Origin of the sequence: Pseudomonas frederiksbergensis (assembly GCF_003732665.1) — a bacterium.
In the GTDB taxonomy this organism is placed as follows: Bacteria; Pseudomonadota; Gammaproteobacteria; order Pseudomonadales; family Pseudomonadaceae; genus Aquipseudomonas; species Aquipseudomonas frederiksbergensis_G.
This window is the reverse complement of record NZ_MOBP01000006.1, coordinates 234,616-258,443: the sequence shown is the minus strand read 5'-3', so window position 1 is coordinate 258,443 and position 23,828 is coordinate 234,616. Positions and strand designations below refer to the sequence as shown.

Annotated in this window: 16 protein-coding genes and 1 pseudogene; 6 read left to right on the top strand and 11 right to left on the bottom strand. The window is 57.8% G+C overall.

The window, feature by feature from the left end:
- The first annotated feature begins 167 nt into the window (after positions 1–167).
- Positions 168–485, top strand: a complete 318-nt coding sequence (locus BK665_RS11100; RefSeq protein ID WP_123405400.1) for a DUF3509 domain-containing protein — start codon at positions 168–170, stop codon at positions 483–485.
- Here the strand turns inward: BK665_RS11100 and BK665_RS11095 are convergent.
- Positions 482–982 (bottom strand): phosphate-starvation-inducible protein PsiE, encoded by a 501-nt coding sequence (locus BK665_RS11095; protein ID WP_123405399.1) that lies wholly within the window; start codon positions 980–982, stop codon positions 482–484. The genes BK665_RS11100 and BK665_RS11095 overlap by 4 nt on opposite strands.
- A gap of 358 nt (positions 983–1,340) precedes the next feature.
- Between BK665_RS11095 and BK665_RS11090 the strand changes: the two are divergent.
- Positions 1,341–1,595 (top strand): annotated as a pseudogene (locus BK665_RS11090) (YebG family protein); the annotation flags it as partial.
- 176 nt (positions 1,596–1,771) lie between these two features.
- Here the strand turns inward: BK665_RS11090 and BK665_RS11085 are convergent.
- Positions 1,772–2,791: a Glu/Leu/Phe/Val dehydrogenase family protein gene (locus tag BK665_RS11085; protein ID WP_123405395.1), complete on the bottom strand. Its 1,020-nt coding sequence runs from the start codon at positions 2,789–2,791 to the stop codon at positions 1,772–1,774.
- A gap of 183 nt (positions 2,792–2,974) precedes the next feature.
- Between BK665_RS11085 and BK665_RS11080 the strand changes: the two genes are divergently transcribed.
- On the top strand, positions 2,975–3,778 hold the full coding sequence (locus tag BK665_RS11080) for a SirB1 family protein (protein WP_123405393.1): 804 nt from the start codon (positions 2,975–2,977) through the stop codon (positions 3,776–3,778).
- Between the two features lie 40 nt (positions 3,779–3,818).
- Here BK665_RS11080 and BK665_RS11070 read toward each other — a convergent pair whose 3' ends face one another.
- The 4 genes from BK665_RS11070 to hmgA all read right to left on the bottom strand — a co-directional run bounded on the left by BK665_RS11070 (position 3,819) and on the right by hmgA (position 8,622).
- Positions 3,819–5,204 carry an MFS transporter gene (locus BK665_RS11070; RefSeq protein ID WP_259699596.1) on the bottom strand — a complete coding sequence of 462 codons (1,386 nt, stop codon included), beginning with the start codon at positions 5,202–5,204 and terminating at the stop codon, positions 3,819–3,821.
- A gap of 157 nt (positions 5,205–5,361) precedes the next feature.
- The gene (gene maiA / locus BK665_RS11065) at positions 5,362–5,997 is read right to left on the bottom strand and encodes a maleylacetoacetate isomerase (RefSeq protein WP_123405391.1); all 636 of its coding nucleotides are present in this window, start codon (positions 5,995–5,997) and stop codon (positions 5,362–5,364) included.
- 12 nt (positions 5,998–6,009) lie between these two features.
- The gene (gene fahA / locus BK665_RS11060; RefSeq protein WP_123405389.1) at positions 6,010–7,314 is read right to left on the bottom strand and encodes a fumarylacetoacetase; all 1,305 of its coding nucleotides are present in this window, start codon (positions 7,312–7,314) and stop codon (positions 6,010–6,012) included.
- Positions 7,315–7,317: 3 nt separating this feature from the next.
- The gene (hmgA, locus tag BK665_RS11055) at positions 7,318–8,622 is read right to left on the bottom strand and encodes a homogentisate 1,2-dioxygenase (protein WP_123405387.1); all 1,305 of its coding nucleotides are present in this window, start codon (positions 8,620–8,622) and stop codon (positions 7,318–7,320) included.
- 166 nt (positions 8,623–8,788) lie between these two features.
- Here hmgA and BK665_RS11050 point away from each other — a divergent pair, with 166 nt between their 5' ends.
- A complete protein-coding gene (locus BK665_RS11050; RefSeq protein WP_123405384.1) occupies positions 8,789–9,577 on the top strand; it encodes an IclR family transcriptional regulator in 789 nt (262 codons plus the stop codon).
- 64 nt (positions 9,578–9,641) lie between these two features.
- On the opposite strand, the gene BK665_RS11045 is transcribed toward BK665_RS11050, so the two are convergent.
- From BK665_RS11045 to BK665_RS11025, 4 genes are all read right to left on the bottom strand, one after another.
- Positions 9,642–13,097: a dermonecrotic toxin domain-containing protein gene (locus BK665_RS11045; RefSeq protein ID WP_123405382.1), complete on the bottom strand. Its 3,456-nt coding sequence runs from the start codon at positions 13,095–13,097 to the stop codon at positions 9,642–9,644.
- 164 nt (positions 13,098–13,261) lie between these two features.
- Positions 13,262–15,814 (bottom strand): helix-turn-helix transcriptional regulator, encoded by a 2,553-nt coding sequence (locus BK665_RS11040; RefSeq protein WP_123405380.1) that lies wholly within the window; start codon positions 15,812–15,814, stop codon positions 13,262–13,264.
- A gap of 336 nt (positions 15,815–16,150) precedes the next feature.
- Positions 16,151–17,518 (bottom strand): DUF1329 domain-containing protein, encoded by a 1,368-nt coding sequence (locus BK665_RS11030; protein WP_123405378.1) that lies wholly within the window; start codon positions 17,516–17,518, stop codon positions 16,151–16,153.
- A gap of 23 nt (positions 17,519–17,541) precedes the next feature.
- Positions 17,542–19,335 (bottom strand): DUF1302 domain-containing protein, encoded by a 1,794-nt coding sequence (locus BK665_RS11025; RefSeq protein WP_123405376.1) that lies wholly within the window; start codon positions 19,333–19,335, stop codon positions 17,542–17,544.
- An 855-nt stretch (positions 19,336–20,190) separates the two neighbouring features.
- Between BK665_RS11025 and BK665_RS11015 the strand changes: the two genes are divergently transcribed.
- On the top strand, positions 20,191–22,404 hold the full coding sequence (locus BK665_RS11015) for an S-type pyocin domain-containing protein (RefSeq protein ID WP_259699595.1): 2,214 nt from the start codon (positions 20,191–20,193) through the stop codon (positions 22,402–22,404).
- Positions 22,401–22,658, top strand: coding sequence for an immunity protein (locus BK665_RS11010; RefSeq protein WP_123405370.1), 258 nt, complete (start codon positions 22,401–22,403; stop codon positions 22,656–22,658). Before BK665_RS11015 ends, BK665_RS11010 begins: the two co-directional genes overlap by 4 nt.
- Before the next feature lie 49 nt (positions 22,659–22,707).
- Here BK665_RS11010 and BK665_RS11005 read toward each other — a convergent pair whose 3' ends face one another.
- Positions 22,708–23,619, bottom strand: a complete 912-nt coding sequence (locus tag BK665_RS11005; protein WP_123405368.1) for an SDR family oxidoreductase — start codon at positions 23,617–23,619, stop codon at positions 22,708–22,710.
- Positions 23,620–23,828 lie beyond the last annotated feature (209 nt).

Sequence of the window (23,828 nt, the reverse complement as noted above, 5' to 3'; positions counted from 1 at the left end):
TCATGCCCGTTTTATTGTCCGACAGTTTTCCCGGCATGGCCCTTGCTACGGTCCATGTGCGACACGGATGAAAGCACATGAACATGGAATGCCGATGGTCTGGTATTGCGAACCAACCCGATCATGGCCGGTCAACAACTGCACGTTCAATCAGGCGGTGACGCATTATGGACAACCCTTTTCAGCTCATTACCGATGCCTTTGCACCGGATTATCAGATCAACCTGAGCATTCAGGGTCTGGACGGCAGCATCATGCTGACCCTGTCCAACAGCGGCCACATAGTGGCCAAGCGCATGATCAGCGCCGAACAACGCAATGACCCCAAACGCCTCAAGCGTCTGGTGCAAAGCATTCAGTTCGGCATTGCCATCGAACAGGGCCACAGCGCCGTGGCCATCCTCGAAGCCATGACCGACGGCGACAATCGCAACCTGCCGCCGCCTCAAGTCAAAGGTCACGCACGGCCAGCCATGCGCCTTTAAAGCTCGCCCTTCTCCACTTCGGGATGTTCACCGGAACCCGCGCCGATCTTGCGCTGCGGGTTCTCGATCTTCACCGAAGGAAATTGCGACGAGGCGTAACGCACCACCAGAATCGAAAACGCCAGCAGCAGAATCCCGCCGCACAGGTAGATGATGCCGATGTCCGGCGGGTTGTGGTGCGAGACGTTAGAGATCAGCAGCCGCGTCAACGCGGTGATTGCCACGTAGATCAGGAAGCGCACCGGCATGTGGTTGGTCTTGAAGTAAATCCCGACCATCGCACCCAATTCCAGGTAGATGAACAGCAGCAGGATGTCATCGATCTTGATGTGCCCCGCCTCGATCATCTGCAAGAACTCCATCACCGCTGCCCACGCGGTCACCGCACCGATGGCGAACAGCGCCAGGTAGTGGAAGGTCTCGACGAACAGGTTGCCCAGGGACTCGGCCAGTTGATGCACGTTCTGCCGCAGGTTCTCGGCCCAGTTGATTTTCACGATGATTCTTCCTTAGCTCGGTTCGAGCGGATGATGCCGGTTGGACGTGACGATTGTTCTGCATGCAGAAAAAAGGCCAGAGACTGTGGATTGAGATGATGGCCGCGTGATATGAGACACTTCGGCGGTGATCGGACCGACGCCTTCGCGAGCAAGCCCGCTCCCACAAGGGTCAGCGTTGAACCTGTGGGAGCGGGCTTGCTCGCGAATGGGGCAACACGGTTTACCTGACAAACGCCAATTTAGGTCTACATTGAAAAGCCACTACCCAAAGCGCAGGGATTCGCTTATCCTTTTCGCTGTATATAGATACAGTAGTCGCGAAGACAACTTAATGTGAAGGCATGTGAGGTGGTGAATGGCCGTCGAAGTGGTATACCGCAGCAGCCGAGATCTGGAGCGCTTGTTCATGGATAAAGCCGAAGCTGACCGTCATGACAAAATGCTCGAACTGGCCGAATTGCTGGCTGAAGTGTTGCAAAAAGCCGTGCCGTCCCTGAGCGAACAGCAAGTGGAAGAAGCCGGGATCTACATGGCGAAGAACCGCGATGTGTTCGCCAAGGCGTTCAAGAGCCAGCCGGACGCACTGTCCGAATTGCTGAGCGCGCCTGCTGAAGTGGTTGAACCTGTCGAGGTGGTTGAAGACGCCGAACCGGTGAAACCCGCGAAAGCAGTCAAAGCCGTCAAGTAAGCAATGCCCGAATTGAATAGGCCCTGAGTCATTGGCTCAGGGCCTTTTTCATGCCCGAAAATCAAAAGATCGCAGCCTTCGGCAGCTCCTACGGAGGGTTACCGATATAAAACCTTCTCCGCCAATTCGTCCGCCACTCTCGCCGGTGAACGCTTCTCCGCTTGAGCGTGAGCGAAGACTTCGGTCAGGCGTGAGCTGATTTTCGACAGGTGCGCGGTGATGGTTGCCAGTTCTTCACCCCGGTGTTTGAGCGAGACGTAAATCAGCCCACCGGAATTGATCACATAGTCGGGGGCATACAAAATCCCGCGCCGTTCCAACTGATCAGCAACATCCAGGTGGGTCAGTTGATTGTTCGCCGAGCCGGCCACCGCCGAGCAGCGCAATTGCGTGACGCTGTGGCTGTTGAGCACACCGCCCAGGCCACACGGCGCAAGGATGTCGCACGGCGTGCTGAGTAACGCATCGTTGGCGATCGGATGAGCGCCGAGTTGTTCCATGGCCAGTTGCACCTTGCCGTGATCGATATCGCTGACCAGCAGTTCCGCGCCAGCCGCATGCAGTTGCTCGGCCAGGGCATAACCGACGTTACCCAAGCCCTGGATGGCCACGCGCAAGCCTTCAAGGTTATCGCTGCCGAGCCGCGCCATGGCGGTGGCACGAATGCCGGTGAAAACGCCCATCGCCGCATGGGGCGCCGGGTCCCCCGCCGAGGTGGTGCTGGTGACGTGTTGGGTTTGTTGGGCGATGCAATCCATGTCCGCCACCGAGGTGCCGCTGTCGATGGCGGTGATGTAACGGCCGTCGAGCTGATTGATGCAGCGGCCAAACGCTTCGAACAACGCTCCACGGTTTTCCACATGCACCGGTCGCACAATCACCGCAACGCCGCCGCCCTGGGCCAGGCCGGCCAGGGCTGCCTTGTAGCTCATGCCCTGGGCCAGGCGCACCGCGTCCTCGACGGCGGATTCGTCGCTGGGGTAGGCAAGGTAACGACAACCGCCCAGGGCAGGCCCCAGGCGGCTGTTATGAATGGCAATCACCGCCTTCAACCCGGTGACCGGGTCTACGCTAAGGTGTAGCGATTCAAGGCGAGTGCTTTGCATGAGAGCGAACATCGTAAGGCTCCCGAATCACTTCTTGTAGTCGCCAGTATAGGCTTGCGCCCGAAAATTGCTGAAGCGCACCGGAATAAGCAACGCGCCTTTGAGGGCTTTCGGACATAACCTGCAACCTCATGTGTACGACACTGGACGAAAGCCTGTGGCGGGGCTAAAACGAGGCATTCCCCGGAGATTTTGATGACCCCGCGCCAACGTTTCTTCGACTGCCTGCAACGCTCACCGCCCGCCCTGTTCGAGGCGGCGCTGTGGATTGCGGCCGAGCACGATGCCGAGATGAAACCCGAGGCCGTGCTCGCAAACTTCACGGAGCTGCAACAGCGGGTCAGTTCAGGCCTGCCGATGTTGCCGGTGAGTGAACTGGCCCAACCGTTGTTGCGGCGCATGAATGACCTGGGGTTCGCCCAGGACGATTTCACCCCGCTGCGCCCGCAAGTGGCATTGATCCACAAGGTGCTGGAGCGTCGTCGTGGGCAGCCGCTGGCCCTGGGGTTGATAGCGCTGGAACTGGCCAGAAGGTTGGAAATCCCCATGGTCGGGGTCAACTTCCCCGGGCATTTCCTGCTGCGGGTGCAGGGTGCCGATCATTTGCTCGACCCGTGCGGCGGGCGCCGGTTATACCCCAACGATTGCCGCGACTTACTGCAACGCCAGTACGGCCCGAACATCAAACTCAGCGCCGAGCATTTGCTGACGGCGGACCCGGTGCACATGCTCCAGCGGCTGTCACGCAACCTGCGCCAGTTGCACCTCACCAACGATGACTACATCGGCGCCCTGGTGGACGCCGAACGCGTGCTGGAGCTGGGCAACGGCAGCGCCTCCGACTACCTGGCCCGGGCCAGCCTGTATCAGCGCCTCGACTGCCCGAACGCCGAGCGTTTTGATCTGGAACATGCGCTGCTGCTCAGTGATGACCCGATCCAGCGGATTCGCCTGACGGAACGCCTGGGGCACCTGCCCCCAAATTCCGTCGTCCACTGATCCTCCCTGTGGGAGCGGGCTTGCTCGCGAAAGCGCCCGTTCAGTCGACATCACTATTGGCTGACACGACGCCTTCGCGAGCAAGCCCGCTCCCACATTGGTTTGGCGGTGCTTCTGATGGCGAACGCACCTGAATGATGAACAACGCCGCAATCACCGCCGGTATCGCGCAGAAGAAGAAAATCTGCTGCACCGGAATGTGCATCGCCAGCAGCATGCTGCCAAACAGTGGCCCGAGGATCGAACCGAACCGCCCCACGCCCAGCGCCCAACCGGTGCCGGTGGCGCGCACGTGCGCCGGGTAGAAGTTACTGGCGAAGGCGTTGAGGGTCAGTTGCCCGCCGATAATGCAGAACCCGGCGGCGATCACGCTGGCCACCAGGTAACGCGGGTTGTCGTGATTCAGCCCCAGCAAAATCGTGCACAGCGCTGCCGCTGCCAGCACGCCCGAGAGCAGACGCACTTTGCGTTTTAGACGGTCGGCGAACCAGGCCATGCAGATCGCGCCAATGGTGCCGGCAAACAGGAACATCGAGGTCACCAGATTGGCTTGATTGAGTTTCAAGCCACTTTCCAGCAACAGCGTCGGCAACCAACTGATCATGAAATACAGCAGGATCAGGCTGACGAAAAAGGTCGCCCAGATCAGCAAGGTCGGTCGCGCATAACCGTTGCGAAACAATTCCAGCACCGTCAGTTTGCTGCCCTGCTCCTGCTCGTTTTGCGCGATGGACGCTGCGGGCGGTTGCCAGTCCGGCAACATCCGCGCGGTGACTTTGCGCAGGCGTGCATAAGGGGGAGCATCGCGCAGCAGGCGCGGCAGGGATTCCGGCAGGAACCAGGCCAGGAACGGGAACAACAACAGCGGCGTGACACCACCGGCAAGAAACACCGCTTGCCAACCGAAGCTGTCGATAAAACCCGCCGCGACAAACCCGCCCGCCGCACCGCCGAAGGAAAACCCGCAGGCGGCCAGGGTCACCATCAAAGTGCGCAGGCGTGGCGGCGAATATTCCGACATCAATGCCATGGCGCTGGGCATTGCTCCACCCATGCCGATCCCGCAGATGAATCGGGCAGCCATCAAGGTATTAAGGGAATTTGCGAACACCATCAGCACCGTGAGGGTGGCGTAGATCAGCACGCAGCAGAGCAGAATCCGCCGCACACCGAATCGATCCGCCAACGGTGTGACGGCAAGGGAGCCAAGGGTCAGGCCCAGCAGGTTGGCGCTGAACACCGGGCCGAACGCGGCTTTTTCCAGACCCCAATCCTGGGCCAGGGCTGGCACGACATAACCCAGGACTTGCGCATCGTAACCGTCGGTGACCAGCAACAAGGCCAGCAGCAAAAGGAGTAACCACTGATAGCGGGACACAGGACGGGCGTCGAGTGCCGCCCGGAAGCTGGCAATTTGGTTGTGCATCGCAAGTTACCTGTTTTGTTTTTATGGTGTGCGGACATCACCCGGCCCCTTGTAGGAGCGAGGCTTGCCCGCGAAAGCGGTGTGTCAGTAGGCATTTATGTAGCTGACACTCCGCCTTCGCGGGCAAGCCTCGCTCCTACAGGGGCGGTGTGTGTTTTCAGGGTGTGTCGGGCTGGTTCGCCGGGTGGGCCTTGATGAAGGCCGGGTGGGTCGCGGCCAACGCCGCCACCCGACGAATCCGTGGATACGCCTCCAGCGAAATATTGAAACGTTCCGCCGCATACAACTGCGGAATCAGGTAAACATCCGCCACCCCCGGTTGCTCACCGAAGCAGTAACCGGCATCACCGATCAACTGCTCCACCGTCGCCAGCCCTTGGCTGATCCAGTGCCCGATCCACTCCACCACCTGCGGTTCATCGTGGCCCAACTGGCGCAACTTGTTCAGCACGCTGACGTTGTGCAGCGGATGCACATCGCAGCCGATCACTGCCGCCAAGCCGCGCTCGCGGGCACGGGCGGTGAGGTCCTTGGACAGCAGCGGCACCTGTGGATAACGTTCCTCCAGGTACTCGATGATCGCCGGTGACTGGATCAGCAGATCGCCTGCATCCGTACGCAAGGCCGGCACCCGACCTTGCGGGTTGATCGCCAGGTACGGCGGCTGCCGGTGCTCGCCACCGGGCGGGGCGATCAGGTTGATCGGCAGGGCCTGGTAGTCCAGGCCCTTCAGCGCCAGCGCAATGCGCACGCGGTACGACGAGGTCGAGCGGTAGTAGGTATAGAGTTCCATGACCCGATCCCCTTAGCGCGCTGGCACTACTTTGCCACGGCATTCGCCGAAGCCGATGGAGGCGAAACCGTCGCGGTTGCAACGGGCGCGCAGGATGATTTCGTCGCCGTCCTCCAGGAACTTGCGCACTTCGCCCGACGCCAGTTCGATTGGTTTTTTACCGCCCTCGGTGATTTCCAGCAGGCTGCCGAACTGACCGGCCTCCGGCCCCGACAAGGTGCCCGAGCCGAACAGATCACCGGCCTGCAACTGGCAGCCGTTGACGCTGTGGTGCGCGACCATTTGCGCCACGGTCCAGTACATGTGCTTGGTGTTGCTCAGGGTCAGGCGATGGGCCGGCAGGTTTTGCTCGCGCATGGTTTCGGTGAGCAGCAGCACTTCGAGCTCGATGTCGAAGGCGCCGCTATCCTGATCGCGCTTGTCGGTGAGGTACGGCAGTGGCAGCGGATCACCTTCCGGGCGGGCCGGTTGCGCTCGGCGGAACGGCTCCAGAGCTTCAGCGGTGACGACCCACGGCGAGATGCTGGTGATGAAGCTCTTGGACAGGAACGGCCCCAACGGCTGGTATTCCCAGGCCTGGATATCCCGCGCCGACCAATCGTTTAGCAGGCAGAAACCGGCGATGTGATTCGCCGCATCGCCAATCGCTATCGAGTCGCCCATGTCGTTGCCCTGGCCGATCCAGATGCCCAGTTCCAGCTCGTAGTCCAGGCGTGCGCAGGGGCCGAAGGTCGGTTCGGTCTGGCCGGCCGGCAGGGTCTGGCCCTTCGGACGACGCACGTCAGTGCCGGACGGGCGAATGGTCGAGGCGCGGCCGTGGTAGCCGATCGGCACGTACTTGTAGTTCGGCAGCAACGGGTTGTCCGGGCGGAACAGCTTGCCGACGTTTTGCGCGTGCTCGATGCCGACGTAGAAGTCGGTGTAGTCGTTGATTTTCGCTGGCAGGTGCATCACGCAATCGGAGGCCAGTGGCAAAAGTTTTTTGCCTTGGGCTTCGATCTTGCCGTGCAGGGTGCTGCCTTCGGCGAACAGTTCCAGCAGGCGTTCGCGCAGGGCCACCCGGGCTTCGCGACCCAGTTCAAAAAACGCATTCAGTTGACCGCCACGAGTTGCTTCAACTGCAACACGCGCAACGCCGTCAAACAAACCGGCGTCCAGCGCCTCTTCCAGATCGAAAATATGTTCGCCGATGGCCACGCCGCTGCGCGGTGCCGAACCGTTTACGCTGAACACACCCAACGGCAGGTTTTGCAGCGGGAAATCCGCGTGGCCGTTGGCGGAGGCAACCCAGCTACGAGTGATGGAAGTCTGAGTCATGGGTTATCTCCGGGTCGGGTCGAAAGTGACGGGCAGCGTGGCCCAGCAGGCGTCGTAGTTGGTTTGCAGTTGCGGGCATTCGAGGGCGAACTGGCTCGGGCGCAGCGCCTGGCTGGTCTCGAACATGAAGGCCATGGTGTTGTCGATTTTGGCCGGCGCCAGTTCGGCGTTGATCGCCTTGGTGCAGCTCTCGCCGTCCGGGCCATGGGCGCTCATGCAACTGTGCAAGGACGCGCCGCCCGGTACAAAACCCTCGGCCTTGGCGTCGTATTCGCCCTTGATCAGGCCCATGAATTCGTTCATCAGGTTGCGGTGGAACCACGGTGGACGGAAGGTGTTCTCGGCCACCATCCAGCGCGGCGGGAAGATCACGAAGTCCAGATTCGCCAAGCCATGCACGCTGGTCGGCGAAGTCAGGACGGTGAAGATCGATGGGTCCGGGTGATCGAAACTCACGGTGCCGATGGTGTTGAAACGGCGCAGGTCATATTTGTACGGCACGTTGTTACCGTGCCAGGCCACCACGTTCAGCGGCGAATGATTGAGCTCGCAACCCCACAACTGACCAAGGAATTTCTGCACCAGGGTGGTCGGTTGTTTGAGGTCTTCGTAATGCGCCACCGGGGTCAGGAAGTCCCGTGGATTGGCCAGGCCGTTGCTGCCGATTGGCCCCAGGTCCGGCAGGCGCAGTGGCGCGCCGTGGTTTTCGGCGATGTAGCCCCGGGCTTGTGGGTCGAGCAATTCGACGCGGAATTTCAGACCGCGAGGCAACACGGCGATTTCCAGGGGTTCGAGTTCCAGCACGCCGAGTTCAGTGGCGATGTGTAGGCGACCCTGTTCCGGCACCAGCAGCAGTTCGCCGTCGGCATTGAAGAACACGCGCTCCATGGAACGGTTGGCGCGGTAGCTGTAGATGCTGATACCGGCCGGTTTTTCCGCGCCGGAGTTGGCGGCCATGCTCACCAGGCCGTCGATGAAATCGGTGGGCTCGCTCGGGATGTCCAGCGGGTTCCAGCGCAGGCGATTCGGGGTCACTTCACCCAAAGGACCGCCGGCCAACTGCCGTTCAAGTTTGACGAAGGCCGGGTGATTGGCCGATGGCTGGATGCGGTACATCCAGGTGCGCCGCGCTTCGCTGCGGGCCATGGTGAACGCGGTGCCGGAGAACAGTTCGGTGTAGAGGCCGTACGGGACTTTTTGCGGGGAGTTCTGGCCGACGGGCAAGGCGCCGGGCAACGCTTCGCTGCTGAATTCGTTGCCGAAGCCTGACTGATAAGCCAGTGCTGGCGCGGTTGAATCGGGGTTCATGGAGCCTCCTGAACAGGGAGTTGGCAATGGCCTGTCGCTCTGTTTTAGAGGTCTCGGCACGCCTGGGTTGTTTTTATCGTAATCGAATTACGCACAACGTAATTTGATTGGTATTGACCGTCAAGCTATAAAGACGCCCATTCGTCCCGGGATTCAGACCGCCTCCATGGAAAAGCCGCGCAACAACGATAAACAGAAAGTCCGTTCGGCCGAGGTCGGCACCGACATCCTCAAGGCCCTGGCCGAACTGTCGCCCTCGACCTCGTTATCGCGCCTGGCCGAACACGTGCAGATGCCGGCGAGCAAGGTTCATCGCTATTTACAGGCGCTGATCGCCAGCGGTTTCGCCGAGCAGAACACCGCCACCAACCACTATGGCCTGGGCCGTGAAGCCCTGCGCGTGGGCCTCGCCGCCCTCAACAGTATGGACGTGCTGAAAGTCGCCGCCCTGCCCCTGGCCGAGCTGCGCGATGACTTGAACGAAACCTGCTTTCTGGCGGTGTGGGGCAATCAGGGCGCAACCGTGGTGCACATCGAACCGGCGGTGCGCGCGGTGACGGTGGTGACGCAATTGGGTTCGGTGTTGCCGTTGCTCAGTTCTTCGACGGGACTGGTGTTCAGTGCCTTTCTGCCTGATCGGGAAACCGTGGAGTTGCGTGAGCTGGAGATCCAGGCCAGCGAAGCCCATGCCCTGGCCGATGATCAGGTCTACGGGACCTTGCGCGAACAGATCCGCGAACGCGGCTTGCACCATGTTCACGGCTTGCTGATGCCGGGCGTGGATGCCTTGTCCGCGCCGGTATTCAATGCGGTGGGTAATGTCGCTGCGGTGCTGACCATTGTCGGCCCGACGTCGTTGTTCCACGCCGATGAAGACGGCCCGGCGGCGCAGCGCTTGCTGGCGGCGACCCGGGCCGTGAGTTGGCGGATGGGGTATGAGCCCTTAGATGCTTAAACTATTGCCGAATCACGAATTTCGACATGTTCTTGAGCAATCAAATTTGCATATTGCTTGGAGGTTATTTAAGAACCGTCGAGCTACCTCCTACCGGCGCCAGCTGACGCATCTCGCTCATTAATTCAAGCATTCGTGCCGGTCCCAGCTTTTGTCCTGTCGCAGAGGTGAATAGACCGGACAATGTGTTTACGTCACCAATTAAAGAGAACATCGTCGCTTTCGTTCCCGCAGAGCCGGGTAACGCCCCCACTCCGGCAGTTGCCAACTCAATCAATGCATCTCTGAAAAATGTGAATGCCGCCGCTCGGTCACCATCGTTGTAAGCGTCCGTACCGTCTAGAACACCTTTTGCCACTTGTACCGCCGTCACCGCCATCCCTACTGGTGGAAGAACGATGCTGATGACTGATGCCGCGAGGATTACGGACTCATAAACCAGGCCAGAAATAATTTCACCTAAGCTTTTGGTTTTTTCATCGACATCACTGATGACGCGCTTGATCTTCGCCGCATAGCTTTTAGAGAAATCAGTTACTCGACTATTGAGACGCAGCTTGGGCGTTGCCTGCGTTGAGTTCGACACTTCAAGATTATTGATATACGTGCCGATTACTCGCTGATCCTTGTACATGACTCGATCGTAGAAATACTGGCCTAACCCTTGATGCTTCACCGATGCGACAAACTCCTCCAACGGCCTCAGCCACTTCCCATCCGGCGAGTTGGGGGTATAGAGCAAATCAGTGACCCGACCACTCTCCAGCGAACGAAAAACATAGACTCCTTCCACCAGGCAGTCTTCGAGATGGAAGTGGTATACCCCCTCCCTTGGCGGCGAATCAGGGTAGTCAAAGGCCGGACGGTTAGTGCTGTTCTCATCAACTTTCAACTTTTCAATGGCACTCACCATCTTTAAATAGCTGGCCTTGGACAGTCGGCCCTGAAACAGCTCAGAAAGTGCGGCCTTATGCATTTCATGCAATTGAATTCCGCGATGATGCTCAACCCTCAATGCATAGCTGCTGTTTGACTCATTCAAGTAAGTCTCTTTCAACATATCAATATACTTTTCGCCTGGTCGCAATGTCTTCGACCACGAAATAACCTGGCGAATATCCAACCCTTGCACAGCCGGGGCAGACTTTAAACTGAACCGCGGATAAACAAAATTCCTTCCTCCAAAGTCAATAGCCTTTTCCTGAATAATCAGTTGACTCAGGGTAATATCCCCCCCGCTCTCCAATTCAATCATGATCCTATCAGGATCTACACTGGCGTAATTACCGGTCTGCGCCAGAACACCTTCAACGCGTGACTTGATGAGGTCGTAGGCAAATTTCTCATACGAAATCAGTTTTGCCTCGTTGCAGCCGATGGCATGAAGAGCCTTGAGTTCAGTCGTCAATCTGGAAAAATATTGTTTTTGAGAAGCCTCACTGTTCCGATATCCTGCAGTCGTGGTCACTTCCTCTTCTGCATAAACGAACTCAATATTACTGGCCACAATATTTTCAAGAGCCAACCCGATGCCACCCTTCAACTCGAGCACACTGATGCCACGCCATTCAGTTGGCTTCTTTACGATACGCCCAAGGTATTCCGTCATGAACGCACGATCTTCCGGGCGGCTCTTTCGCATAATATAATCGCGACCTTTTTCTGAACTGGTCCAGCTCGCCAGTTCATCCTCAAACACTTTCCGGTTCGAGCATTCATACCAAGTTCGCCCCCCAGGAGAGTTAGGAGCATAAATGACACAATTACCTTGTAGATCCCCGCGCTGACTATACATAACGATGTCTTTCAGCGGGTGTCTTGCACCTGTCATACCCCACCGCGACAGCGCTATATTTTGATCCCCTTGATGGGCGCGCTCGACGAACTCTTTTGCATGATCCGAAATGTGATGTTGAAGCACCGCACCTAACAAGGTCAGCGCTGTACGACGTCCAGCTATGTCGACCAATACAGACCTTACTTGCGGGTCACTGTATCGCGTGCGCAGTTCCTGATGATAGGCCGAACGTACATCTTGATTACCCAGCCATCTTTCAAGGCTGGCCTGATTTAATCCCGAGGGTAATTGACTGCCCTTTAATACGATCTTGGAACGATGCCCCTGATCATGCAGCCCATAAAGCACAAAGTCAGTCAGCACATAACTGTCTTTTTGGATAACCGTACGCCGCCCAAGTTTGAATTCATGGTGGGTATTGGCAGCGATTTGTGACGGATCGATGAGAGCACCGAAGGCGCTCTTAGCCCAGCTTTTAATTTTCCCATTGGAAAAATCCCGTAGAGAGGAGACTTCACCCAGCATTCCCCGCAAGGCAATTTCATCCTTCTCGATAACTCGCTCCAGATCCGAATACTGTTGCTGTTGCTGAGTAGAAGCTCGAACAAACCATTCCGGTCGCTCAAGTTTCCTCACCCGCTCTTGCAGCAAAAGGTAACGGTTGCGGGTTGTAGCCAGCAATTCGCCCAATTGCTGCGTCCACTCCAGCGACGCCAGAAGTCCTGAGTCATTTGGCAGCTTTAACAACGACGTCAATTCATTTTTTTGTTTTTCCAGAAGAACCGTGAGACCGTTATGGATCACGTTTCCATCAATACGATGAAATCGAATTTGCGGTGGGTCGCGCAACTCAGTTGCCAAACTGATCGGCAAGCCTTTCACCAGCTTTGCATTATCCTCAATACTTCCAACTCTACGCATCAACTCCCGATGCATATCCTCGGAAGAAACAAATCGCTCCAGGCCATACCCCGCCGTATACAACGCGTAGTGGTAATAGTCTTTCCCCAGTTTTATTTCCGCCTCAGTGACGCCACTCAAATTAACAACAAACGCCTGCATCAGTTGTTGAGTGCCGTTTTGAACAGTATCCAGAAACACACCATAAACGGGCACAGGAACACCAGAATTATTGATAACCCCATATAACCTGGCTTCATTTTCCTGGCTAATCTCATTAGTCAGTCGCGCTAACGACACTTCATTCCAAAAATTGACTTCCATGCATGAGCGCAGCACCGAGAATCGCGACGGGCGCGATCTGCCTTGGGCGTCCAGGCCCGCAGATTGTTTCCAATAGTTTTCCAGATACTGTCGAATTTCGATGTTCGCGTTAATTATACTTTCAGACAAAATACGCTGGAGAGCAGAAAGACTAAGCCCCTTTACTTTAAACTCATCAGCATAGACACCGGGGCGATCATAAACCCCGTCGGTACGTTCCTCGTAGTTTGGTTTATACCCCTGAGACATACCGTGTAGAAACACATCAACAACAGACCCGAAGAACTGTTCACTACCACCAGGTTCGAGACCTTGGCGATTAATATAGATCTCATCTACAGTCAAGCCTGGAACAACATCGGAAATGTTCTTCCACAGCAAGCGTTTAACCACGGAAATAAAGGACGGAATTCCCTCTACAACGCTTTCAAGCTCTACAATAGACTGTTTCAACTCTTGTAATTTTTTTTGCAGCGGCGAAATTACTTCTTTGCTCATTGTCTGTCTCCTGGAAGTGATGACCTCATGTCATCTTCTGAACCCTGGAGAAAAACTATAGAAACTTCAGAAAAAATATAACTGACAAACCTTTACTTTATATTTTTCACGGACTCCGCTTAACTCGGCTCACCCCGACAATACACCGATAAACCTCCCTCCATTCACAGCAACATACCCAGCTCCTTGGCTCTGGCAACTGCGTGAGTGCGGCGCTCAACCCCCAACTTTCCATTAATACGCCTTGCATGGGTTTTTACAGTATGCAATGAAATGAAGAGTATTTCGGCTATTTGCTGATTGGATTTGCCGCTGGCAATCAACCTTAATACTTCCAGTTCACGCTGACTGATCGGAGCATCATCCAGGCAGGCAATATCCTGTTTATTTTTTTCTTGCGTAACACCCAGCCCCGCCAACAATCCAGGTTGCCGGAGTTGCACCTCGCGCCATGCTTGCCGGCAGTGAAAAATTTCAATTTTTTGCAGACTTTCCTGCAAGGCATTCTGAGTGAATTCACGACGGCCCTCTATCCAGCCTATTTCCATTGCAACTAATTGCAACTCCACTTCGAGAGCAAACATTCCATTGTTGTTGGCCGACAATCGCATGGTTTCAAGAGTCGACAGTGGATCGCTCGCCAACCGCAAATAAACCTCCGCCAACACCAGCAAATATTCAATTCGCGGAATCAACTCCAACGTCGCGGGCGGCGCCTGTCGCGCATTCGGCCCACGGTAATGGCGCAACACGCGGCTGAGCGCTTCATGGGCCAACTCCGGTCGGCCCTGTTGCAACCAGAATTGACTGCTGACCTGCAACAACACCCCGCGATACACCGTGTCGGGGATTTGCCGTTGCTGCATCAGGCGTTCGGCATCGCGCAGGCGGATAAAGGCCTGGGCGTAGTCACCCTGATTGGCCGCCAGTTGCGCCTGGCCGAGGAAGCCGTACAACACGCGCTTGTCCTGGCTGCGCAAGCATTCGTACAGGCCCGAATCAAAGAACCCGGCGGCCCGTTCATCCTGGCCCTGATTCAAGGCCAGGCGCCCCCGGCGCAGGGCGATTCGACCCAACAGCGGCGTCGCCGGATCGGGCTGTTGACTGAGCAGTTCGTGAATATTGGCCAACAGACTTTCAGCGCGTCCGGCGGCGCCGCGCTGTTCCAGCAACTGCGCGTGATCGAGTTCGAGCAAGCCTTCAAACAGCAGGGAGTTCTGCGCCCGCGCCAGGCACAACGCTTCGCGATTAAGGGCCTGGGCGGTTTCAAGTTCAGCGTTGAGCAGGGCTTGTTGGGTCAACCCGGACAGGCACAACAGGCGCGCGGGCCAGGCATCGGCAGCGAGCGCTTCCAGAGCCTGGAGAAAATGCTCCCGCGCAGGCGTCATCCGCCCTTGCAGATGCAACAACCAACCCATCTGGGCCTGCCAGCGCGCCAACAATTGACGCTGCTGCGTCGCGGTCGGTTGCGGCGCAAATCGCTCCAATTGGGCGATGCAGCTCGCCGCCTGATCGAAGCGTCCGGCGAACAGCAACGCCGCCGTGACCAGCCCGACCAAGTGCGGCGAGCCGAGCATCAACTCATCGCCCTGCTGCTCATGCAGGCGCAGCAGCAACACTACGTTTTGACCGAGGAACACATGTTCGAGACTGAAATGCTGCAACAGGCTGATCGCGACTTCGAACTCTTCGGCCAATAACGCCTGTTCGAACGCCGCTTGCCAATCCTCTTCGGCGCAAAACCACTGACAGGCGCGACGGTGCCAGGAGCGACCGGCCGGCCACGGCTCATCGCGCATCAACTGGCGCAGCGGCGCGAACACCTGCAACCAGTCCGGCGATGCTTGCCAGTCTTCGATAAAACACCCGCGCATTTGCAACTCGTGCATCCAGCACGCGCCCTCCCCGACACCGAACAGGTGTTCGCACAGGCTGGCATTGAACCGGGGCAGATGAGCCAACACTTGCCAGGCTTCAGCCAGTTCGGCGGGCAGGCTGGCGAACAGTTCGTGTTGCAAATAATCAAGCAAGGTCGAACGACCGGAAGAGTGATGTTCCCGCGCCCATTGGCAACTGTCGAGCAAGGCAATACGCACGGCGGCACACCAGCCACCGCTGCGCTGGAAAATTCGCCGTGCGGCTTTGGCCGCCAAGGTCGCCTCGACATGACGCAACAAGTGCTCGATCTCGGCCAGGGTGAATGCCAGCGTCCGCCCTTCTGACTCATGCAACTCGTCATCCAGCAACAGGCGCGGCCAGTTGCAGTGGGGTCGCCGCCGACCGCTCAGCCACCAGGTGATCAGCGGGTTGCTGACAGCCAGCAGTTGATCGAGCAGGCCATCGAGTTCCGGCGCGGGCACACGGCAATAATCGTCGAGAAACAACCAGATGGGCGTCTGTACCCGAGTGAAGTACGCCAGCACGGCGGACTCGTGGGCCGAGGGCAATTCAAGGACTTCAGCCAATCGCTGACAGAAATCACTTCGGCTCATGACCACGCCGGTCAACGCCAGCCACACCACCCGACATTGGGCCGGAGCCTGCAGCAGACATTCGGCCAGCAATGCGCTCTTGCCACTGCCGGCCGGCGCACACAGCAACTTCACCCGCGCCGGCGACGCCAGTAACGGCTCGCTCAACCGCGCCCGGGGCAGGTGATGGGATGACAGGCGAGGAAGGAATCCAGGACGATCCAGACACGGGGTCATGGCGGTCATTGCGGCATGCCTTTTTATAGTTGTGCCGCAACCCTAGCCTTCTCCCACGTGCTTGTTGAGAAACATTCAGAACGCTGATTGCCCTTCATAAAAAACGCGACTCACCAGTCATGCACAATCCCCTGTGGGAGCGGGCTTGCTCGCGAAGGCGTCGTGCCAGCCAACATCTTTGTTGAATGGACGGCCGCTTTCGCGAGCAAGCCCGCTCCCACATGCCGCCGTCCCCCGTAGGAGCGAAGCTTGCTCGCGAAAGCGGTGTGTCAGGCAACAATAAAGTCGACTGATACGCCGCCTTCGCGAGCAAGCCCGCTCCCACAGGGGGATGGTGGTGATTCGTTAGCGAACGCCCTCGGCGCGCAACGCTGATGGTGTGTAGTCCGCAGCCTTGGCTTCGAAGCCGAATTCAAAGCTGTGCTTCTCTTCGTTCTTCATCCCCAGGGCGATGTAGCGGCCGGCGATGATGTCGTAGAGCGCTTCAAGGGTGTAGGCCTGGGCCTGGTGATCGTAGTAGTACTGGGCGTGACCTTCGGCCACGCGCCACAGTTGACCGCGACCGTCGTAGTGGTCCACCAGCGCCACTTGCCAACTGTCTTCGTCGATGTACATGTGGCGCTTGGCGTAGATGTGCCGCTCGCTCGGCTTGACCGTGCCGACCACTTCCCAGACCCGGTGCAGTTCATAGCGAGTCAGGTCCTGGTTGATGTGCCCGGCCTTGATGATGTCGTCGTACTTGAGGCTCGGCGAGTCGAGTTTGTAGCTGTTGTACGGAATGTACATTTCCTTCTTGCCGATCAGTTTCCAGTCGTAGCGATCCGGTGCACCGGAGAACATGTCGAAGTTGTCGGAGGTGCGCAGGCCGTCAGCGGCGGTGCCCGGGCCGTCATAGGCCACTTGCGGCGCACGCCGTACGCGACGCTGGCCGGCGTTGTAGATCCACGCCAGGCGCGGCTCCTTCACCTGATCCAGCGTTTCGTGAACCAGCAGCACGTTACCCGCCAGGCGTGCAGGAGCTGTTACCGATTGCTTAAAGAAGGTCAGCACGTTGGCGGCTTTTTCCGGGTCCAGGTCCTTCATCAGTTGCGGCACGGCGATCTCTTCTTCAAAGCGGATCGGCGTGTAGCTGCCATTCGTTTGCGGGGTCACCTGGGTGATGATGCGCTTGAGGTTGCCGCCGTGATAACGGGTGATGTGATTCCACAGCACCTCCACGCCATTCTTTGGAATCGGGAACGCGTAGTAACGATTGCCGGTGAAGTTGGAAAGGCCGTTACCGTCGTTGATGCTGGTCACGTTCAACGCGCTGCGCTTGGCCGACTCGTAGATTTCCGGCGGCACCGCGACAGTGCGGTGAGTCGGGTAGACCGGAATTTTGTAGGTTTCCGGGTAGCGCTTGAACATCGCCACCTGGCCTTCGGAGAGTTTGTCCTTGTACTTGTCGACGGTGGCCGGGGTGATCACAAACAGCGGTTTTTCGTTGGCGAACGGGTCAGCCAGGAAGCCTTTGCTGTCCACCGCCCCGGCGTTTTTCGGGATGCCGCCGGTCCAGGCCGGGATCGAGCCGTCGGCGTTGCCGGCCTTCTCCGCGCCCAGTGGCGTGAGGGTGGTGCCGAGTTTTTCGGCTTCTTGCGGCGACACCGCTGCCATCACGTTGGCGGCCAACAGGCTCAGGGCCAGGACGCCACATTGCAGAATCATTTTGCGCATCTAAATCATCCTTCTCAGCCAGATCAGAAGTTCACGCCGAAGCTCAGCGCCAGGAAGTCGCGGTCAGTCAGGGTGTTGTAGTCCCCGCCGAAAAAGTCGGTGTAACTCAGGCTCGCGGTGTAGGTGTTGCGGTAGTCGGCATCGACCCCGACGCTGATCGCCTTGGCGCCTTCGTTGAATAGCCCGTTGGGGCCGTAACCGCTGACGTCATGGGACCAGGACAAGTTGGGCTTGAGGTTGATGCCGCCGATCACGTTGGCGTAATCGAGGATCGCCCGGGCGCGATAGCCCCATGAGGTCGAGGTGACGAAGCCGTCGGTGTCGCCGCCGAAACCGTATTGGCCGTAGACCGAGTCGCGGCCATAACGCAGCTTGGTCCGCGACTCCAGGCCACCGACCCGCACCACCGCCGCTTCACCGACCAGGGTCAAGCGCTCGGCGCCCAGCACCTGATCGAAGAAGTGGGTCAGGGTGCTCTGGATCTGGGTCACTTCCTTACGGCGATAGCCTTTGTTGTCGGCGCCCGGCGCGCTGGCGATCGGCGATGCGGTGCCGCCGGCGATCGGGTTGAGCAAGGCCAGGGTCAGGTCATTGGTGTTGACCTGCACCGGGGCGTTGGGCCGGTAGCTGATCTCGCCGGTCCACGCGGTGCCGGTGGGCAAGGTGGTGGAAAAACTCGCACCGTACAGGCGGATGTCTTCCGGGTATTCGAGGTAATACTGGCCGCGACCGAGCATCACGCTTTGCGCCAGGCCCGAACCGCTGCCAGGTGCCAGTTGGTTGGCGATGCCGACCATGCCCGGCAGACTGGCCAGGGTCGACGCGCCGGCCGTGACGGTGCCTACCGTCGGGGTACGGCTGTGGTAGTTCATGAAGTACAGACCGTACTCGGTATCGTCGCCGAGCCAGCGCAACGCCGTGCCCCATTGCCCCGAATCCCGCGCATCGCGGTCGCCGCCACGGGGCACGATCACGCCTTCACGGGTGACCTGGATCGGCTGGCCGAACGCTGCCGCCAGCGGTGCCAATGGGGCAATCGCCGGGCTGCCGACGCTGTAATTGTTGTTGCAACCGTCCGCCGCCACGTCGACACCGAAGTAGGTGCCGCAGTTGTCGAGAACGGTCTGGTCCCATTCCAGTTGATAGAAGCCTTCCACGGTGAGTTGGTCGGTCAGGCCCTGGGAGCCAAACAACATGTTCACCGGGATCAAGCCTTCCTTGATCTCCGCGCCGGGACGACGAAACGCGGACACGTCGATCGGGTTGATGCTGTTGATCGAGTTGCCGATGAAGGTACTTTCACCCCAACTGACCACCTGCTTGCCGGCACGCACGGTGCCCGGCAAATCGGCGATCGAGTAGTTGTGGTAGATGAAGGCGTCGAGAATCTGTGCACCGGAGGACTTCGCGCCCTCCTTGCGACCGCTGTCGCTGATCTGTTTGAACTCGCGGTCCTCGTCCTTGAGTTCGAAGTCGTACCAATACTTGCCGCGCACGAACACACCGGTGTCGCCGTATTTCAGCTCGAGGTCGTGGATGCCTTTGACGATTTTGGAGAAGGTTTCGCCCTTCTTGAAGTTCAGTCGCCCGTCGTCACCGGTGGACGACTGGCCGGTGCCGCCATTCACGGTGCCCACCAAGGATTTGTCCGCATCGCGCATGCCCCAGCTCGCGCCGACGGACAGCGAAGAATCGAACGTGCCCTCGATTTCCCCGATATTGAATGCAACGGCCTGGGCCTGTGCGCAGCAACCCAAAGCCACCGCAGCGGCAAGCGCCTGCGGCGTGAAGATGGCGCGCATTGTTGTTTTTGTCATGCGTCTTCCCCGGTGAGTGACAGAAGGCCCCACCCTACTGCCGCGCACCGGGAGCGATAAGCGCACCAAGGAGGTATTCGCGTTGTACCTCCAAAGGATGAATGCCCGCATGGGGCGGGGTTTTGCGCCAGGCATGGACGGGCTGGATGAAGGGTTATCAGGGGAATGGATAGACGCATTGGCGAGGTGCAGGCGCACTGTTACACGCCCTGTAACAGTGCATGTCTGGATTCGCTATTTTTCCTTTGGGCTCAAACCCTTATTCTTGCCGGGCTTTCACGGGAAACCGCCGCAAAGCACGACGCGATGGCCTGTGTTGAACCCCAGGTCTTTCACGCAAGATTTCAGATGAGTCGAAACGTATTTCGAGTCATCGCCCTGAGTACACTGACGTTGATTTATTGCTCCTTGATCCACGTCTTACTTCGGCCGCTGCGTTTGCAGCGGCCTTTTTTATGCCTGGGATTTAAGTGCGCTGAAAGCAAATCAGAAATGACATACACATTGAAGTAGTTTTTCTGACAAGTTTTTGATCAATATCTCACTCGCGTCACTCTTCCTAATGCCAACAAAGAAACAGCCTACGACACTCTCGGACCCAAGTTTTCAAACACAGCAGTAGAATCCAAACAGATCAACCAAAGTTGACACTGACTGTATCAATTGGAATCGTGATCACTCCAAACATATTAAAGCGAGTTAATACAGAGAACGTTACTCATGGATGACCAACACGGACGTATAAATCTCCCGGCTACTTATGTTGGGGGCCGACCCAAACCAGGAATAGACTCTATCGGTGGAGGCTTCAGCGACAGATCCGGTAGGGGTTTTTCACCGGCAGGCCCCGCCACCATGCAGCCAATTTACGACCATCTCTGGAACCTGACGGTCGAAAAATTGAACATTACGACCCAGGCCGTACAAAACGAATACACCGTAAAACTACAGAACTTGCCTCACACCATCGAAAATGAATTGGCTGCGGTGCGAGTGGAAGGAACAAATCATACACTTCCTCCTGCGGCAGCTATCCAAAGGGAGTTGCAGGTACGCAACACTTTGCTCTTGCGTAAAACGGCTGCACTTAACGTTCAAGTCGCCTTGGCCCATGCGTTCTATGGCTCGGACCCAATCAATAAAAGTACCCGTGACTTCCTGGGCAAGTCGAAATCTTTTGGCAGAGTCACGACGCCGGATGGAATAGCCAGCCAGAAATGGGAAAGCGCGTACAGAGCCGCCCATGATGCAAAGTTGCTGTCGCAATCAATCCAAATACTCAACCAGCAACAAGTCGAAATTAACAAGTGGCTGGCCGCTGTGCAGGCCGATGATCAGGCGCGATTGGCGGCGGAACAGGAAGCCCAGCGGGCTGCTGCCGAATTGGCGCGCATCAACGAGCAAGCCGCAGCCCGTGCCCGAGAGCAGACACGCCTGGCTGCGCTGGCCGAGGCGCAACGAGTGGCGGTCGAACAAGCACGGGTTGCAGCTGAAGCTGCCGCACAGCAAGTCGCTGCCGAACAGGCACGCTTGGTCGCACTGGCCGAAGCGCAACGAGTGGCGGCGGAACAGGCACGAATTGCAGCTGAAGCTGCCGCGCAGCAAGTCGCTGCCGAACAGGCACGCTTGGTCGCATTGGCCGAAGCGCAACGAGTGGCGGCGGAACAGGCACGAATTGCAGCCGAAGCGGCCGCGCAGCAAGTCGCCGACGAACAGGTGCGTCTTGAAGCGCAAGCCGAGATTGAACGGGAAGCTGAAAAGGCCCGCGAAGCGAAGGAAGCGCAAGAGCTCGCAAGAATCATGGCGATGGTTGCGATGTTCAAGGCATGGGAAACCAGTCGGCCATTTCCCGTATCCGGTTCGTCGGCGGCAGCGGGTCCGGTGTTTACCTTGGCAACAGGTCGTCTCGCAACGAGTGCTGCTACGACCCAAGCAGTCAGGACAGCTCTGCAAACCGGGGTAGCCGCCGTGACTACGGCGAGCTCCGCGATCATTGTCGGATTTGCGGCGCTGTTATTTCCCTCGCCGCTGGGTAACGGCGAAAGTCGTGAATTGAATGTCCCACTCTCGGATCTAGTGCCCGACAATCTCCATGCCTGGAGCCTGTCACTCTCGGACTACGAGCCCAGCAGTCTCCAGGCCCTTAGCATCCCGCTCTCGTATTTCACACCCGAGCATCTTGATGACCTGCGTTCCGTTGCCGCGGCCAATGGGCGCGTCAGGCTGCCGGTTGCTATCGGTTCCAGAACGGCGGGGAATACAACCGAGCTCTTTGTCGCAGCTACGAACAGCACCACTGTGCCCGACGGAGTACCCGTCCGACTCGCCACGTTCGATCCAATCCAGAATGTCTATAGGTCCTACAACCCGGACGCCCCCTCTATCGGCATGACCTGGACGCCCATAGTCAGGCCTGACAACGCGTCCACAACCTTACCGGTAATGGAGCCAAACATTGCTGTTTACGACGGTACGACCTTAACGGCTCTTGAAGGAAGGACAGATGCATTCCCGGAGTTCGATCGATATAGCTTTGGTGGTTTTGTCACTGTTTTTCCAGTGGAGTCGGGTATTCCGCCGCTGTATGTGGTGTTTAGCAGTCCTTATGAAGGCGCCACTACTACGGGGAAATACAGCGGACGCGCTTTTAATCCAGATCGGGCAGGCGGACCGATAATTGATTTGAATTGGAGAACAGCAGTGATCACTCGGGGAGGTATTGATGCAGTCAAATTGCACATTGCTCGACTCGACCAATCTGACGCCAACGACATCATGATTGACCGTCTTGAAAAAATCCTTGGAGGCTACTTGGAGATTACAGAGACGGACCAGCGTTACTACACCCATGAATTAAGGGAATTGGAGAGGTTCCGGGCAATGGAACTTGCTGATGACTTCAAGCCCGAAGGAGGTTCGCCGCAATGGAACAACGCTCATACGGCAACACTGGAAGACTATAGACTAGGTAGTAGCGATGCACTGCTGTACTCCGAAGAGGCGCTCGATGCTGCGAACAATCAGATCGACCGCATATACAAAGATCTTCTCAAAGGAGAATTCCAATGACGACCATTGAGCAAATCGTAAAAAACGAAGCCATTACAGACATTCTGACCGCGTTCGGCATCGGCCTCGCCTATCCTTCGCTCGATAGGATGATCGGTCGTTATCGCTTTGAGGTCATCGCAAATGGAGAGCTGTTGAAAACCTATGCACAGCTTTTCGACGAAGGCATTTTGGCTAACGGTGAAGGCCCTGTAGCCATCAAAGGTCCAAACTGGAAAGAACCAAAATTTGTAACTGAAAAAAGATACACCTGAGTTCAGGCGCCAGGCCGCTGCGCCCCAGCGGCTTGATGCGGACAATTCCTTATAGGGAATACTTCTGCAAATTCCCCATCATTTCCTTCAACGCTTCAATATTGTCCTTCGGATGCGCCGCCCCTTCGAAATCACAAATTTGCTGCCAATGCGCTGCCACATCTTCCGGCGAGAACCCCACACGCGGATCAAACCCGGCGCCCAGACTACGCTCCCAACGCACCTTGCCCATCCAGCCGCCACCGACTTCAAACAGCCCTGAAGTTTCCTGGCAGTTCTCGCTGGCCAGGTACACCACCAACGGGCTGACCAGTTCCGGCTTGAGTTGTTCGAACACTTGCGGCGGGATCAGGCCTTCGGTCATGCGGGTGCCGCCGGTGGGGGCGATGGCGTTGACCAGGATGTTGTTCTTGCGACCTTCGATGGCCAGGGTGCGGGTCAGGCCGTAGAGGCCGAGTTTGGCCATGCCGTAGTTGGACTGGCCGAAGTTGCCGTAGATGCCCGAGGTCGAGGCGGTGAAGATCACGCGGCCGTAGTTTTGTTCACGCATATGCGGCCATGCCGCGCGGGTGACTTTGTAGGCGCCTTCGACGTGGACGCGGTAAACCAGGTCCCAGTCGGCGTCGTCCATTTTGTGGAAGGTCTTATCCCGCAGGATGCCCGCATTGTTGACCACCACATCGACACGGCCAAACACGTCGAGGGCGTTTTGTACGAGTTTGTCGCCGTCGGTAACGGAGTCGTGGTTGGCCTCGGCGGTGCCGCCGGCCTCTCGGATCTCGGCGACCACACGATCTGCCGCCGACGCATTGGCACCTTCACCCTGAGCTGTGCCGCCAAGGTCGTTGACCAGCACTTTTGCGCCCTGTTTGGCGAACAGCAACGCATGGGCCCGCCCGAGGCCACCGCCAGCGCCGGTGATGATCACGACTTTATCTTCGAAGCGCACAGACTCATTCATGGGGGGACTCCAGCAGGCCTAAGGGACGATGACCTCGAGTGTCAGGCACGGGGCGGCGGGTCACAATCAAGACGAGGGGGCTGAATGGTGTGCGATAAGGTTGGGGGATGATGAGGTGAATGCTGTGGAACCTGTAGGAGCAAAGCTTGCTCGCGAAAGCGTCGTGTCAGCCAACATCATCGTTGGATGTGCCGCCGTCTTCGCGAGCA

What these genes read in the sequence shown, in the direction of transcription:
- BK665_RS11100 (WP_123405400.1), top strand. Translation starts at nt 168, where the DNA reads ATGGACAACCCTTTTCAGCTCATTACCGATGCCTTTGCACCGGATTAT.
- BK665_RS11085 (WP_123405395.1), bottom strand. Translation starts at nt 2,791, where the DNA reads ATGTTCGCTCTCATGCAAAGCACTCGCCTTGAATCGCTACACCTTAGC.
- BK665_RS11080 (WP_123405393.1), top strand. Translation starts at nt 2,975, where the DNA reads ATGACCCCGCGCCAACGTTTCTTCGACTGCCTGCAACGCTCACCGCCC.
- BK665_RS11070 (WP_259699596.1), bottom strand. Translation starts at nt 5,204, where the DNA reads ATGCACAACCAAATTGCCAGCTTCCGGGCGGCACTCGACGCCCGTCCT.
- maiA (WP_123405391.1), bottom strand. Translation starts at nt 5,997, where the DNA reads ATGGAACTCTATACCTACTACCGCTCGACCTCGTCGTACCGCGTGCGC.
- fahA (WP_123405389.1), bottom strand. Translation starts at nt 7,314, where the DNA reads ATGACTCAGACTTCCATCACTCGTAGCTGGGTTGCCTCCGCCAACGGC.
- hmgA (WP_123405387.1), bottom strand. Translation starts at nt 8,622, where the DNA reads ATGAACCCCGATTCAACCGCGCCAGCACTGGCTTATCAGTCAGGCTTC.
- BK665_RS11050 (WP_123405384.1), top strand. Translation starts at nt 8,789, where the DNA reads ATGGAAAAGCCGCGCAACAACGATAAACAGAAAGTCCGTTCGGCCGAG.
- BK665_RS11045 (WP_123405382.1), bottom strand. Translation starts at nt 13,097, where the DNA reads ATGAGCAAAGAAGTAATTTCGCCGCTGCAAAAAAAATTACAAGAGTTG.
- BK665_RS11040 (WP_123405380.1), bottom strand. Translation starts at nt 15,814, where the DNA reads ATGACCGCCATGACCCCGTGTCTGGATCGTCCTGGATTCCTTCCTCGC.
- BK665_RS11030 (WP_123405378.1), bottom strand. Translation starts at nt 17,518, where the DNA reads ATGCGCAAAATGATTCTGCAATGTGGCGTCCTGGCCCTGAGCCTGTTG.
- BK665_RS11025 (WP_123405376.1), bottom strand. Translation starts at nt 19,335, where the DNA reads ATGACAAAAACAACAATGCGCGCCATCTTCACGCCGCAGGCGCTTGCC.
- BK665_RS11015 (WP_259699595.1), top strand. Translation starts at nt 20,191, where the DNA reads ATGCAGCCAATTTACGACCATCTCTGGAACCTGACGGTCGAAAAATTG.
- BK665_RS11010 (WP_123405370.1), top strand. Translation starts at nt 22,401, where the DNA reads ATGACGACCATTGAGCAAATCGTAAAAAACGAAGCCATTACAGACATT.
- BK665_RS11005 (WP_123405368.1), bottom strand. Translation starts at nt 23,619, where the DNA reads ATGAATGAGTCTGTGCGCTTCGAAGATAAAGTCGTGATCATCACCGGC.